This window comes from Sporolactobacillus sp. Y61 (assembly GCF_040529185.1).
Classification (GTDB): domain Bacteria; phylum Bacillota; class Bacilli; order Bacillales; family Sporolactobacillaceae; genus Sporolactobacillus.
This window is the reverse complement of record NZ_CP159510.1, coordinates 451,430-466,882: the sequence shown is the minus strand read 5'-3', so window position 1 is coordinate 466,882 and position 15,453 is coordinate 451,430. Positions and strand designations below refer to the sequence as shown.

Sequence of the window (15,453 nt, the reverse complement as noted above, 5' to 3'; positions counted from 1 at the left end):
CAGTATCCCCACTTTTTTTAAAAACCGGTGAGGCGCCGGCCTGCTATTTCGAATGAAAAAGTTGATACATGCGCAGCCCGAAAATTATGATAAGATAGATAAATAGTGTAACGATTCGACCGGGTCGCGCCGGTTCAGGAATGAATGGGAAAAGGGTGATGCGGATGGAAGAAAAAGTGATGACGGAGCGCCTGCTACCGCTGCAGGGCGTTTACAATTTCCGTGATATGGGTGGCATGAAAACGCGCGATGGCAGACGGATCAGAAAGGGCATCGTGTTCCGTGCGGCAGAGCTAAGCGGGCTGACTGTGAAAGATAAAGGGTATCTGAAGCAATTTCATTTGAAATACATTTTTGATTATCGGGACAAAGAAGAAGCGTATATGCGTCCCGATCCGCAGATCGACAGGGAAAGGCATGTACGGGTCGCGGTGAACGGGGAAGACCGTTCAACGGCACACAGTGAATGGGATCCGGAGGAGTTTTACAAATCCTTTACCCGTGAGAAATTCAGGCAGGTGTATGCATCAATGCCTGTCAGAAATCCGTCCTATCGGAGATTGATGAGCATGCTGGCACGTCCGGAGAAACATCTCCCGCTTGTCCATCACTGTATGGGTGGACGGGACCGGACCGGGGTCGGTGCAATGCTGATTCTGATGACGCTGGATGTACCGGTATCATCCATTATGGAGGATTATCTGTACTCTAATCAGACACTTACAGCTTATCATCAGCAGATGTTTGAGGAGGCATCGCACTACATTTCCGGTGTAAAGCTCAGGCAATTTGAAGACGGTTTTATTCTGCATGAAGAATTTCTGGAAGCGTCGATGGATGCGATCACCGATACGTATGGGACATTTAATAACTATCTTGAAAAGGAATTTGGCATTACTGATCGTATGCGCAGCAGAATTAAAGATTTCTGTCTGGAATAACCGTGAATAAAAAGCTTCCCTCTTCTATGGAGGGAAGCTTTTACATAAATGCTGTTGTGACCCGGGAAATTCTATTTGTGAGGAGGATACAGTCAGATGGAGGATGCACAACGATTGAAACAGGCTGGAAAAGCGGCCAGGCAGGTTACCCCTTTTTCTGATCAGGCAAAGTTTATTCCCCGCGATCGTGATCCTGTCACCTTTATTGAATCCGGGAATCGGGAGCGACTTCCGGAATTACTGGAGCTGCGAAAAGAACGTATGTCTGCCTCTCCATTTGCTTTTTACCGCGGAACCGCAGCACTGATGACGTATGATCTGGCGGCACAGCCGCTGACCGGAAAGCACGTGGTCTTATGCGGAGATGCACATATCGCCAACTTTGGGTTCTATGCCTCGCCGGAGAGGAGACTGATTTTCGATCTGAATGATTTCGATGAATCGGCACCGGGCCCGTGGGAGTGGGATGTGAAGCGGCTTGTGACGAGCGTGATACTCTGCGGGGAGTCCCTTGGTTTCCATGACAGGCAGATTGCGGATGCGGCGAAACGGAGTGCGGACAGTTATCGTACAGGCCTTCGCCGGATGATGAAGATGGACGCACTGGACCGGTTCTATATGAGCATGGATGACCGGCAAATTGAAGAGATCTTACATGATGCTTCGCGGAAGATTTTTATCGAAGCGGCACAGGAGGCAAGAAACCGGACATCAGAACAGGTCGTTAAAAAATTTACAGAAACAGATAACGGGCGGACCAGATTCGTTGAAAATCCGCCGATCATGACGCACATTGCCCCCAAATTAATGACCCGGATTCGTGCGTCTTTTGCACAATACTGTGCTCATTCGGCTCCGGATGTTGCACTCTTTCTCGCGCAGTATACCCTGACTGATGTAACCCGGCGTGTGGTCGGCGTAGGGAGTGTAGGGACACGGTCATTTCTCCTGCTGCTTACTGCTGCGGATGGCAGTCATCTCGTTCTGCAGATCAAAGAGGCAAAGCACTCCGCCATTTCGGAAAATTGTCCTCCGCTTCCGGGGATCCGGATGTGTGTACCGGTTCGCAGGGCTACCGGGTCGTCGCCTGTCAGCAGATCCTTCAGGCAGTGTCCGATCCATTTCTCGGATATTTTCACGCGAACGGCCGGGATTATTATGTTCGTCAGTACAGAGATATGAGAGAATCTATTAAACTGGACGAGCTTTCTCCTGCCTCATTTGATCAATATGCAGCGGGCTGCGGGTTCCTGCTGGCACGGGCACATGCACAGAGCCCGAACGCCGCCTGGATTCGTGGCTATACAGGTAAATCGGAAAAATTTGATGAAAGCCTTGTGGCCTGGGCCAAGGCGTATGCCGATCAGGTGAGAGCGGACTTTGAGCAGTTCATAAAAGCCTGATCCACATAAAAAGCTGAGTACGCCAAAAAATGCTGATTCCCGGATCTTTTTTATTGGGGGATGGTCAGGTTAAGCCCCGGTCTGAAAAATTGACGGAAAAATTCCGCTTAACTTAGTAAAGAGGATAACAGCACATCTGCAATAGACGGAGGAATTCCGCCTGTTGACTCGAAAAATAAGAGAATAGTGGATTTTGCTTTCCATAATCGGAAAAATTCCGCTTATGATACCCCGAAACGAACTCCATTCTGCATATAAGAGAAAAATCTCCGCTTATTAAGCAAGACGATGACATTTTCAGATATTAGTTGCTGGCGTGACCCATTCTGATGGAACCCATGGATATCATCAAAACGTCGATTCAGGTCATGGAGGTAAAACCTTCATGGCTTTAAAATAAGCAGGAAATTTCCGGAGAACGCTAAGTGGCTGGTACCCTTTCAGGCACAAGTGGATAGTTGCTCACGGCTGCCGGTGCAGAATGCATCTCTACTTACGTGGTCGGATGCTGCTCGCACTTTTTGTTGTCTTTGCTGCGCGTGTAGATGAATAGTTTTACAAAACTATTGATAAATCCACGAAAAAGAGGTATAACATTAATAGTTAATAAAAACTATCGAGAAGGCGATCAAATGAACCTCAGTGAGCAACTGGCGCGTGGTGCAGAAACACTGGATGACCGGATGTCCAGCGAAAAACGACTGTTTCTGGTGACGCTGTATCTCGGAAGCCGGGCGATCGATGCGCGACAGGACGGCGGGGAGGAACAAGCCCATGCCATCCGAAAAACGTTGAAAAAACTCGTACCGGATCTCGCCGGTCAGCTGGAATCTTCATTTCAGGACATCGATTTCAGAAAAATTACCGCCAGCCAGCTGAAAGACGGATTCTATAAACAGGCGATCCGGCTCCGGAGCCTGTCCGTGACGCCGCTGGAAATCAATCGGCTGATTGCCGGGATGCTTCATGAAGAGCAGGTGAAAACCATTTACGACGGAGCCTGCGGATTTGGCGGCTCGTTCCTCGACCTCGCAGTGGATCATCCGGATACCGCATATTACGGTCAGGATGTCAGTCCGGAAGCCGTCGCACTGACCGACATGTTCCTCACGCTCAGTGGGAACACACATCAGGTGGCACGCGGCGACGCGATCCTCGACCCGGCATTTTTTGAAGGGACGGCCCTGAAAAAGTTCGACGCGGTCGTCATCGATCCGCCAATCGGCATGAAGACGGCGGCTGATCCGCAAACGGCGTCGCATGGGCGCTTTTCTCCGCTTGATCGGAAAATGGGCAAGCTGGACTTCTATTTCCTGCTCAATGCGGTGGAACGAAGTAAAGGAAAGACAATTATCGTCTCCGGCAGCGGGCCGCTGATCCGTTCCGTCGCCTCTGAACAGAAAGTCCGGCGCTATCTGCTTGCTCAGCTGTCCGCCGTCATCCGTCTTCCGGCCGGACTTTATCCAGCGTCGGCGACAGCGACCAATTTACTGCTGTTTGACCACCATAAGGAAAATGATCACGTGCTGATGATCGATGCCGGTTCCTTCAGCGAAGGACGCCTGCGTGATAAGAAAATCTCTGAAGATGGCATTCAGAAGATCCTGTCCGTCCTGAAGACGCCGAAAAACGAAGATGGCTTCAGCCGGCTCGTACCGGATCAGGAGATTGTTGCCCATGACGACTCCTGGGACGTGGACAAGTATCTGATGCGCACTACCTTTCTGTCGAAACACCTGGGTGAAATACGGTGGAACCAGGACACACTCCGCGCGCTGAAGACGGTTCCCCTGCAGGATCTGTGCACGCTGGTGAAAGGGTATAACCTGTCGGCTAACAACCCGGAGACAGGAGAGGGGGCAGCCGTACTTCGGCTTAATGACATCAGCGATGACGGGCGCATTGATTTTCAGTCGATCGCCCGGTTCGCTGTCAACAGGGACCTCAGCCGCCACCGTTTGCGGCACGGCGATATCGTCCTTGTCGCCAAGGGCACCCGGCAGAAGATCGCCGTCTTTGACAGCAGCGAAACTGTCTATCTCTCAATCAATCTGATGGCGCTGCGGCCGAAGCAGATCAATCCCTATTTTTTTAAAGCCTATCTGGAAAGTCCGCTCGGGGAGTATTACCTGTCGCGCAGCCAGTCCGGCACAATCCTGCCCGTACTGACTGCGAAAAGTCTGAGCCGGCTGCCGGTACCGGAAGAGCTGATTACCAAAGCGGATCAGATTGGTGAATCCTGCAGGCGGCTCCGTTCATCCTACTATAAAAAGCTAACTGAGCTTCAGAAAAAATATGTATCAGAGCGGAATCAGCTGGATGACGCGATGAATCAGGGTATTTGGGACAAAGCGTGACAAAGCGATCTATCACCATAACGAAGGAGTGATTGAATGTATTGTGTTGAGATTATGGTAAGCGGTAAAGATTGCTATATTGGCGAAAATCCGAGTGGCGTTCCCGTCGCACTCATTGAAGAAAGCGATCATATCGTCTTTTTTAAGGATTGGTCACATGATTTTGCTTTGAAAATGAATGATCAACAAATAAACGAATTAAAGGAAGCAAAAGATTGTGTGGTCATCGACTTTGATCAAGAACAGGTGAAGTGTCTCTATGCATTCCCGGACGTCGCAGTTGCATTTGTCAAAAAGGATGTGGCGAGTTAAAAAGGGAAAACAAATTAAGAAAAACATTGGAAAAATGTCACGCCGACAAGCTGGGCTTGCGCTCTGTGTATTCGAGCAAAATTAGATGAGGAGAAACACAGAAAAGAAATTATTGGTCATGAACCTGATATTACGAAAAAGCGATGATCAAAACCACAGAAAAGCTTTATTCTCTTAAGCGCAAACTGAGTAAGGATCAGTGTGTTGAGGATCTTGACAAGTTGCTTGAAGAGAAGAAAATATATGAAACTCGTCAGAGTAATACCTGATTAATGGGGAATGTGCCTGTTACTGGCAGGGGGGAAATGATTTAGAGAAAAATAAGATTCTTCAAGAAAACGAAATGAAGCAACTTCAGCTTCAGAAAGCTTACAAATCTAAAAAGACAGATTTACGTAACCTGGTAACTGTTTAAATTTTATTCACAGAAAATACTCACACCATGATATTGAAGTCAGCGAAAATAATGGGTGCATACATTTTTATCACCCAAGAACAATCTTTGAAGGAGGGTTTTTCCCAAGATAAGATAAAGAGGTATTCATTAAGTTCTTTATGGGCGCTTTTCATCCTTCAAGTCTAACCAATAACTGATAAATAATCTGATATAATCAAATGAAAGGTATATATTAAAGAGTGTTCCAGTGTGCTGTCATCAAGTCTATTAAAAAGTAAAAAACATGATATTGCCTGGAAATGAATTTTTATGAATCATCAGGGGGATTCGTTTTGGCTCGTTTAGAAGATTTAACTGCAGATACCGTCGTGAAAGGCATCGTTGGTGATGATCCGGTAACTATTGTAGCGGCATCATGGTATGGTAATGCCGTTCTGGAAGTCACCTATAAAACAGATAAAGGCCAGCTTGGCAGCGAATTGCTCTATCGTGATAGCGAACCTGACCTGAAGATCATTAAAGACAGTCTCCCATGGAGTTTTGACGCGGACGGTGGTTTGATGCGCCTGGTCTCGGAAGCGTATCGCATTCATCTTGCCCATTTATTTGACCCCTATTTGGCTGTCCATACATCCGAGATCGAACCCTTACCACATCAGATCTCTGCTGTTTATAAAGAGATGCTGCCAAGAATGCCACTGCGATATGTACTGGCTGATGATCCTGGTTCCGGAAAAACAATTATGACAGGTCTGTTGTTAAAGGAACTGATTATTCGCGGCGATGTGAAAAGGTGCTTGATTGTCACACCTGGCAATCTGTCAGAACAATGGCAGGACGAACTTTATCGTAAATTCCATCTTCGGTTTAAGATACTTAATAATGATAATATAGACTCAGCTGTAACAGGGAATGTCTTTGAAGAAATGCCCTTCTGCATTGCCCGTCTTGATAAATTGGCGCGAAATGATGGCCTTCAGAAAAAACTGAAAGCGATTGACTGGGACATTATTGTCTGCGATGAAGCACATAAGATGTCAGCCACTGTATTTGGTGGCGAAGTGAAATATACGAAGCGTTTCAGACTCGGTCAGCTACTGTCAACGATTACACGCCATTTTCTATTACTTACAGCGACACCGCATAATGGAAAAGAAGAAGATTTTCAACTGTTCATGTCGCTGATCGATCCCGATCGCTTTGAAGGAAAGTTACGCTCCAGTCAGCAATCAATTGACGTGTCCGATGTCATGCGACGTTTGGTGAAAGAGGAGCTGCTCAAATTTGACGGGACGCCACTTTTCCCGGAACGAATTGCTTATACCGTTAATTATGATTTATCTCCTAAGGAAGCACAACTTTATGAAGCAGTCACTGAATATGTTCAGGAAGAGTTTAATCGCGCAGATAAGCTGAACACTGAACGAAGGAATACAGTCGGTTTCGCGTTAACTATTCTACAACGCAGGCTTGCATCTTCACCAGAAGCCATTTATCAATCACTAAGGCGTAGGCGGGAACGCTTAGAGCAACGGGTAACTGAGGAAAAGATGCAGCGTCATGTTTCTCAAGATTCGCTTGCTTTAAAAAATGATGATGATTTTTATGACCTTGATGAGATGCCTGGTGAAGAGTTTGAATCGGTTGAAGATCGTATCGCGGATCAAGCATCCGCGTCATCAACTATCAAAGAAATGGAAGCAGAGATCGAAACATTGAAACACCTGGAACAAGCAGCTACGGAAGTGAGAGCAACCGGTGATGATCGGAAGTGGGAAGAACTTTCGAAACTTCTTCAAGAAGATAAGAATATGTTCAGTCCTGATGGTCAGAGGGAAAAACTGATTATTTTTACGGAACATAAGGATACACTTTATTATTTGACAAATAAAATATGTTCTTTACTAGGCAATGACCATGCCGTTGTAACCATTCATGGTGGCATGCAGCGGAGAGATCGCCATCATGTTGAAGAACTGTTTAAACAGGATAAAGAAGTTCGTATCCTTATTGCGACAGATGCTGCCGGTGAAGGGATCAACCTGCAGCGAGCGCATCTGATGATCAATTATGATCTTCCATGGAACCCGAATCGACTGGAACAGCGCTTCGGACGCATCCATCGTATCGGACAGACAGAGGTGTGTCATTTCTGGAATCTTGTTTCTAATAAAACGCGTGAAGGCCAGGTTTATCAAAAATTATTGGCCAAATTGAATAACGAGCGTAAAGCACTAGGCGGCAAAGTATTCGATATCCTGGGGAAAGTGAAGTTTGAAAATAAATCTTTACGTCAGCTGCTTATTGAAGCAGTTCGTTATGGTAATCGTCCGGAGGTTAAAGCCAGATTGGATCAGGTGGTTGATCATTCGCTGGATCAAAAGGCATTGAAAAATCTGCTTAAAGAGCGGGCATTGACGGAAGATACGATGGATATCCATCAGGTATCGGAAATTCGTGAAGATATGGAACGTGCGGAAGCCCATAAATTACAACCACATTTTATCGAAGCGTTCTTTAAAGAAGCATTCACAAAATTAGGGGGATCAATTAAACCCAGAGAACAGGGGAGATATGAAATCACCTCTGTTCCATACACCATCCGACACTTCAATGAAAGTACGCTTGATGAACCAATTCTTAGAAAGTATGAGCGTGTCTGCTTTGATAAAACATCCTGCCATCTTCATGGAAAGGCAACGGCTGTTCTTCTTTGCCCCGGGCAACCTTTGTTGGACGCTACAATTGGTTTGATTCTGGAACGTTACGGGGATGTACTGAAACGTGGTACGATCTATGTAGATGAAAATGATGAAAATATCGATCCAAGGCTGCTTTTCTACATAGAAGATGCGATTCAGGACGGAAAAATTCTTGATAACGGAACACGCAGGGTTATCTCCAAACATGTTCATTTTGTTGAATTGAAAGAAAACGGTACGTCGATGAACGCTGGTTATGCACCATATCTTGATTATAGGCCGGCAAATGAAGAAGAAAGAAAACGTATCAAGGGGTATATCAAAAACCAGTCATGGCTGATGCACAATGTGGAAGAACGTGCAAAACGCTATGCGATCGAACAGATTATTCCTGATCATTTTCAAACTGTGAAAAGTCACAAAGTAAAATTAATCGAGAAAACAATGAAAGCGGTGAAGGAACGGTTAACGGCTGAGATTCAATATTGGGACTATCAGGCGGCAGATTTGAAAGAAAAAGAAGCAACAGGCAAAACCAATGCTAAGCTTAATTCCAAACTGGCGACTCGACGTGCCGAGGAACTGGAAGGCAGGATGAGAAAAAGACTGGCTGAACTGGAGCAGGCGAAACATCTATCACCCATACCGCCAAAAGTCGTTGGGGGTTCGCTTGTTGTTCCTCTGGGATTACTGACGAAGCTATTTGGAAAACCCTCGACTGCAGGATTGTTTGGAAAAGACCGGCGGATAATCGAGCTGGCCGGCATGCGAGCTGTTATGATGATTGAACGGGAGCTTGGCTTTGTGCCTGAGGATGTCAGTATAAAAAAATGTGGCTATGATATTGAATCGATAATTCCCGAAGCTCAAAGGCACGGCGGGAGTTGTCTCCGCTTTATTGAAGTAAAAGGGCGAACACGCGATGCCACAACAGTGACACTCAGTAAGAATGAAATCCTGACTGCTCTGAATAAACCAGATGAGTTCATTTTGGCACTCGTGAAAGTCGATGGAGTGAAAACGCACACCATTTATTTGAAAAAACCATTTATAAAGGCCCCGGACTTTGGTGCTACCAGTGTAAACTACGATATAATGAAATTAGTACATCACTCAATAGTGCTCTTAGAGAAATGAGGAAATGACATTGACTCGGAAAAAATTAATTGAAGTAGCATTGCCGCTTAAAGCAATTAATCAGGCTTCAGCACGAGAAAAATCAATCCGGCACGGTCATCCGTCGACGCTGCATTTATGGTGGGCGAGGCGTCCGCTTGCTGCCGCGCGAGCAGTTATCTTTGCCTCATTAGTTGATGATCCATCGTCTCATCCGGAACAATTTCCAACGGAAGAAGCACAGTTAGAAGAACGAAACCGCCTTTTTTCACTCCTTGAAAAACTGGTAAAATGGGAGAATTCGAATAATAAAGAGATCCTGAATCAGGCAAAAGCGGAAATCAGCAAATCAACAAACGGTAATCCGCCGCCGCTGCTCGATCCGTTTGCGGGTGGCGGATCGATTCCACTTGAGGCACAACGCCTGGGACTTGAAGCACACGCCGGCGATCTCAATCCGGTAGCTGTCATGATCAACAAAGCAATGATCGAAATCCCACCGAAATTTGCCGATCATCCGGCAGTTAATCCTAAATCACGGACCGAAACGATGGACAATACTTGGTCAGGTGCTGAAGGACTGGCTGAAGATGTTCGGTACTATGGCGAGTGGATGAAAAAGGAAGCATTCAAGCGAATTGGCAATCTCTATCCGAAGGTTGACCTACCCAAAAAAATGGGTGGCGGAAAAGCAACAGTGATCGCCTGGCTATGGGCTCGGACGGTAAAATGTCCGAATCCAGCCTGTGGCTGTGAAATGCCCCTGGCACGCTCCTTTATTTTATCGAAGAAGAAGGGTAAAGAGGCTTATGTTGAGCCAATAATTGCTGGGAAATCAATTACATATGAAGTGAAATATGGGGAAAAAGATGCTGTAGGTACAGTGAATCGGCGCGGCGCCCATTGCATTTGTTGTGGAGCCCCTGTCGGATTTCCTTATATACGTGAAGAGGGGAAAGCTGGACGAATGGGGACACAGTTGATTGCTGTTGTTGCGGAAGGCAACAAGGGGAGAATTTATCTCTCAGCAGATGATTTTCAAAAGCAAACAGCTGTAGTTGGGAAGCCAAGTGATTATCCAGATGCGACGATTACTCATAATCCTCGAGATTTTAAAACGCCTAATTATGGATTAAGAAATTTTGCTGATCTTTTCACCAATCGGCAGTTAACTGCTTTAACAACATTCAGTGATTTGGTTAGAGAGGCGCAGAAAAAAGTGGAAGCAGATGCAGTTGCCGCCGGAATGGCTAATGATGGCATTCAACTTGCAAAGGGCGGTGTCGGGGCAAAAGCGTATGGCGAAGCAGTTGGCGTATATTTGGCATTTTTGGTCGATCAAATTGCAAATCATTCTTCCTCGATCTGTAGTTGGAATAATACAAATGCGCAAATGAGAAATACCTTTGCCCGCCAAGCGATACCTATGGTATGGGATTTTGCTGAATGCAATATTTTTAGTCATTCATCAGGAAGTTTTGATAGTTTATTCAAAAGGTTGTGCGAGGCATTTACTTCATTATGTAAGGGGAAAATAAATGGAGAGGCATATCAACAAAGTGCAGTAAATCAATTAAAAATAACTAACACAATGGTTTCTACTGATCCGCCTTATTATGATAATATCGGATATGCTGATTTGTCTGACTTTTTCTATATTTGGTTAAGACGTTGTCTCATTCATGCATACCCTAATATTTTTAGCACGATGTTAGTTCCCAAAAAGGAAGAGTTGGTTGCAACTCCTTATAGATATGGTGGGAACCAGGAAAAAGCAAAAATGAACTTTGAAAAAGGTATGAAGGAAGCCTTCAAAGAAATATATTTACATAGCTGTAATGACATACCTGTTACAATCTACTATGCTTTTAAACAAAAAGAAACCAGTAGTGACAATAACAAAACAATTTCTAAAGGGTGGGAAACGATTCTCTCAGCAATTATCCATGAGGGATTTTCAATAACAGGAACATGGCCGTTTAGCACGGAAAAAAAAGGTAGATCTCTAAGTATTGGCACTAACTCATTAACTTCTTCCATCGTTCTTGTCTGTCGTAAACGTCATGCAGATGCGTCAATAGGGACGCGGCGTCAATTTATCAATGGTCTGAAACGTGAATTACGACCGGCACTGTTTAAGCTGCAGCAATCGAATATTGCACCCGTTGACTTGGCACAATCTGCGATCGGTCCTGGGATGGCTGTGTTCTCGAAATATACGAAAGTATTAGAAGCAGATGGAACGCCAATGAGTGTTCGGTCGGCATTGCAAATCATCAATCAGGAATTGGATATGTATTTATCCGAACAAAGCGGACATTTGGATCAATACAGTCGTTTTTGTGTGGATTTATATGAACAGTATGCCTATAACACAATTAAATATGGGGAAGCAGAGGTACTGGCTAATGCCAAAAACGTCTCGATTAATCAAATCGAACGGGAAAAAATACTGCAGGCGGATAACGGCGTAGTGAGATTACTTACCCGCGAAGAATTGCCTGAAGATGTTAAAAAAGACGGATCGCTGATTTGGCTTCTGGCACAGCAACTGACAAGGGCAATGGAAACTGGCAAAGGCAATCAGGAGGCCGCCAGGATCGTTGCCCAAGTTGCCGGTACTAATGCGGAAGATGCACGGGCACTTGTTTATCGGCTTTTCACCATTGCTGAACGGAAAAAATGGACAAAGGAAGCATTTGCCTTCAATTCACTGGTAACAGCCTGGCCGGATATTCAAAATAAAGCAGCTGAGCTTCGCCGGCAAGATACGCAGCAACTGAATTTCTTTCAGGGGGGAGATCAATGAGCAATCACGAGTTAGTTAATAGGGGATTCGAATATTTGTTAAAAGCTCTTGCTCCTTATATTGCACGGGAATTGCAGATTGAGTATAAAGATAATTGGTGGTTGAGCGGTGTACTTGATGTACTTCGGGATGAACAAAAACGGAATCTTCCGTTAACCGGTTCGTGGGGCAAGTTGGTTGATTCACTGGATATTGCTGCATGTTTAAACCTGATTGATTTTCAGTGGAATCAGGTATTTCGTAAAAAGCTGTCGATCGATCATCGCACCTGGACCAAGGAATTAAAGGGTGTACGAAACAAGTGGGCTCATGCTGGGAGTGAAGATTTCGATGACGATTATACGTGGCGGGCGCTGGATACAATGTCGCGCCTTTGCGAGCAAATTGATGCAGAGAGCGCTGAGAACATCCGATCGCTGATGCGAAAATTCCGCTATGGATCGGAAAAGGGATCAACAGCCGTTGTTCAGAATAATCGGACGGGAGATGCTAGAACAGCAAAAAACCGCGGCATTATGCGGGAAGTACCACTCAATGGACTGCCCAGCTGGCGCGATGTCATTGAACCACATCCGGATGTAGCAGCAGGTCGCTATAAGAATGCAGAGTTTGCCGCCGATCTTGCTCAAGTCGCACATGGCGATGCGAGTTATGAATATCAGGATCCAGTCGAGTTTTTTGCCCGGACGTATGTTACCGAAGGCATGTCGAATCTGCTCGTTCAGGCACTCGAACGAGTAACAGGCAGTGGCGGCGAACCGGTGATTCAATTGAAGACAGCTTTTGGCGGCGGGAAAACACACAGCATGTTAGCACTTTATCATTTGCTTGGCGGAAAAGTGTCTATTGATAAGATCCCTAATGCCAAATCTGTACTTGAAAAAGCAGGCCTTAAATCTTTACCAAAGGCGAATATTTCAGTACTTGTTGGAACGGCCCTAAATCCGTCAAAAAGCAAGAGGCCGAATAATTTCCCAGGTATTACGATCAATACACTTTGGGGGGAAATGGCTGCTCAACTGGCTGCATCAGAAGGAAACCCACAACTTTACAGTTATGTAAAAGAAGCGGATCGAAAAGGCATTTCACCTGGCTCAGAAGCTTTAAAAAATCTCTTCAATGCGTGCGGACCATGCGTAGTCCTGATTGATGAGCTGGTCGCTTATGCACGTAAAATTTATGGGGTGAGTGGTTTACCTGCCGGGAGTTTTGAAAATATTATTTCGTTTATTCAGGAAATCACAGAAGCTGCCCGAGCCAGTAAAAACAGTCTTGTTGTTGCTTCAATACCAGAATCGAATCTTGAAATTGGTGGGGAAGCCGGCAGGCAAGTGTTGGCAACTATTGAGCATACATTTGGCCGAATGGAGTCGGTATGGAAACCGGTAGCTGCGGACGAAGGTTTTGAAGTGGTTCGAAGACGACTCTTCCTTGACTGCAAAGATCCGGCAGGACGTGAGCAGGTATGCAGTCAATTTAGTAAGATGTATCAAAACAATAGTTCCGATTTTCCAATTCAGGCCAAGGAATTAGCATACAAAAGGGAACTGATCGCCTGTTACCCAATTCACCCGGAAGTTTTCCATCGGCTTTATGATGATTGGGCAACACTGGAAAATTTTCAGAGGACGCGTGGCGTCCTGCGGTTGATGGCTGCCGTCGTTCACGATCTGTGGATGAATAACGATGCAGGTCTAATGATCATGCCATCATCAATTTCTCTGGACAATCCCCTCATACGTGATGAACTGACACGTTATCTTCCTGAAAGCTGGAATGCGATTATCGACCATGAAGTCGATGGGAAAAATTCGATTCCGTATATAGAAGATCAACAGAATAGGCGCTTTGGTCAGTACTTAGCATGCAGACGAGTTGCCCGTACGATACTATTTGGGAGTGCACCAACGAACAAGAAACAGTCTGTCAGGGGAATAGAATCATCAAGTATACGTTTAGGGATTGCCCAACCGGGGGAACAGATATCCGTTTTCAATGATGCACTTGGCAAATTACAGAATAAACTTAGTTATCTATACGCTGATTCATCAAATAATCGTTTCTGGTTTGATACACATCCCACATTGAGAAAAACAGCCGAAGACAGGGCAATCACACTGTTCTCGGAGTCAGACGTGCTCAACGAAATTGAACGTCGTCTGCGGAAAGAACGGAAGGAAAAACCTTTTGGCGGCCTCCACATTTGTCCTTCGTCGTCGTTAGATGTTCCGGATGACCAATTTGCTCGGTTGGTGATCCTCAAACCAACCGATACCTATGATTCAAGATCAAAAAATAGTCGAGCCATTTCCGCAGCTCAAAATATATTGGATAATCGTGGCAATACAGCGAGGCTCTATCGAAACATGCTCGCTTTTGTAGCATCGGATGTGAATCAAATTCCATCGTTGAAAATAACTATTCGCCTTTATCTGGCGTGGCAATCCATTTTACGAGACAAAGAGTCGCTGAATCTAGATGCAACTCAGGTCAAAGAAACTAAAGTTAATATTGATCGTAGTGATGAGACTGCAAGATCTCGGATTAAAAATGCGTATCAATGGCTGCTTGTGCCACGGATTGACCGGGAAATAGACTTGAAAGCAATTATATGGGACAGTTCAAATATTGGCGGCAGTGATGACAGCATTGTGGCAAGGGCAGTGCGAGACATGGAACAAAAGGATGCTTTAATCACGCAATGGGCACCTGCTCTATTGCTACTGGAACTGGATAATGTTCTGTGGAAAAACAGGGATGACATCTCCATTAAACAGTTGTGGGAGCAGCTTTGCTCGTATTGCTATTTACCTCGCCTGGCATCTTATGAAGTGTTGGAAAGGGCAATTTGTGAGGGGATTCATTCAACAGAATATTTTGCCCTTGCAGAAGCAAAGAGCGAAGAGCGATATATAGGCTTGACATATAATCGGCCTATAACTGAGGTTAATCCAAATAGTTACCTGGTTAAACTTGTCATTGCATTAAAACAATTGACCAAAGAACAGACCATCAAAGAACCTGCTCCTTCTGAAATCAATCCAGGTGGCAGTGAAAATCATGATGGAGGAGCGGCTGTTGAAGTCGATCCAAATCCAAATAAAGATAATGGGGACAAGCAAGAAAAAGCAGCACAAGTTATTCACTTTCATATGTCTGCCAAATTGGACAACACAAGAATCAATCGTGATGTGAGCCGCCTTGTTGATGAGATCATTAATCATGTTACATCACTCGATGGGAGTGATGTCGATATTAAGCTTGATGTCGATGCCAATGTAACAAAAGGAATTCCACCAGAAACCATCCGAACGGTCAGCGAAAATTGTCGAACATTAAAAATTGATAACTTTGGGTTTGATGAATAATATTAACCACAGCTGAGAGGTAATAATCATGTGGGGACAAGGTTTCAA

At 45.2% G+C, this 15,453-nt stretch carries 8 protein-coding genes; all 8 read left to right on the top strand.

Annotated elements, in window-relative coordinates:
* Nucleotides 1-164: 164 nt before the first annotated feature.
* A complete protein-coding gene (locus tag ABNN70_RS02280; protein WP_353948623.1) occupies nt 165-941 on the top strand; it encodes a tyrosine-protein phosphatase in 777 nt (258 codons plus the stop codon).
* A 96-nt stretch (nt 942-1,037) separates the two neighbouring features.
* Complete coding sequence (locus ABNN70_RS02275; RefSeq protein WP_353948622.1) at nt 1,038-2,123, top strand: DUF2252 family protein; 1,086 nt, start codon at nt 1,038-1,040, stop codon at nt 2,121-2,123.
* Nucleotides 2,051-2,344, top strand: coding sequence for a DUF2252 family protein (locus ABNN70_RS02270; RefSeq protein WP_353948621.1), 294 nt, complete (start codon nt 2,051-2,053; stop codon nt 2,342-2,344). The genes ABNN70_RS02275 and ABNN70_RS02270 overlap by 73 nt, the downstream gene beginning before the upstream one ends.
* Before the next feature lie 632 nt (nt 2,345-2,976).
* Nucleotides 2,977-4,701: an N-6 DNA methylase gene (locus ABNN70_RS02265; protein ID WP_353948620.1), complete on the top strand. Its 1,725-nt coding sequence runs from the start codon at nt 2,977-2,979 to the stop codon at nt 4,699-4,701.
* 36 nt (nt 4,702-4,737) lie between these two features.
* Complete coding sequence (locus ABNN70_RS02260) at nt 4,738-5,013, top strand: hypothetical protein (RefSeq protein WP_353948619.1); 276 nt, start codon at nt 4,738-4,740, stop codon at nt 5,011-5,013.
* Between the two features lie 729 nt (nt 5,014-5,742).
* Nucleotides 5,743-9,249 (top strand): helicase-related protein, encoded by a 3,507-nt coding sequence (locus tag ABNN70_RS02255; protein ID WP_353948618.1) that lies wholly within the window; start codon nt 5,743-5,745, stop codon nt 9,247-9,249.
* 10 nt (nt 9,250-9,259) lie between these two features.
* Nucleotides 9,260-12,037 (top strand): DUF1156 domain-containing protein, encoded by a 2,778-nt coding sequence (locus ABNN70_RS02250; protein WP_353948617.1) that lies wholly within the window; start codon nt 9,260-9,262, stop codon nt 12,035-12,037.
* Nucleotides 12,034-15,405, top strand: coding sequence for a DUF499 domain-containing protein (locus ABNN70_RS02245; protein WP_353948616.1), 3,372 nt, complete (start codon nt 12,034-12,036; stop codon nt 15,403-15,405). Before ABNN70_RS02250 ends, ABNN70_RS02245 begins: the two co-directional genes overlap by 4 nt.
* Nucleotides 15,406-15,453: the final 48 nt, after the last annotated feature.

Bases quoted from the DNA above. Each gene is read 5' to 3' on its own strand.
- ABNN70_RS02280 (WP_353948623.1), top strand. From the start codon at position 165: ATGGAAGAAAAAGTGATGACGGAGCGCCTGCTACCGCTGCAGGGCGTT.
- ABNN70_RS02275 (WP_353948622.1), top strand. From the start codon at position 1,038: ATGGAGGATGCACAACGATTGAAACAGGCTGGAAAAGCGGCCAGGCAG.
- ABNN70_RS02265 (WP_353948620.1), top strand. From the start codon at position 2,977: ATGAACCTCAGTGAGCAACTGGCGCGTGGTGCAGAAACACTGGATGAC.
- ABNN70_RS02260 (WP_353948619.1), top strand. From the start codon at position 4,738: ATGTATTGTGTTGAGATTATGGTAAGCGGTAAAGATTGCTATATTGGC.
- ABNN70_RS02245 (WP_353948616.1), top strand. From the start codon at position 12,034: ATGAGCAATCACGAGTTAGTTAATAGGGGATTCGAATATTTGTTAAAA.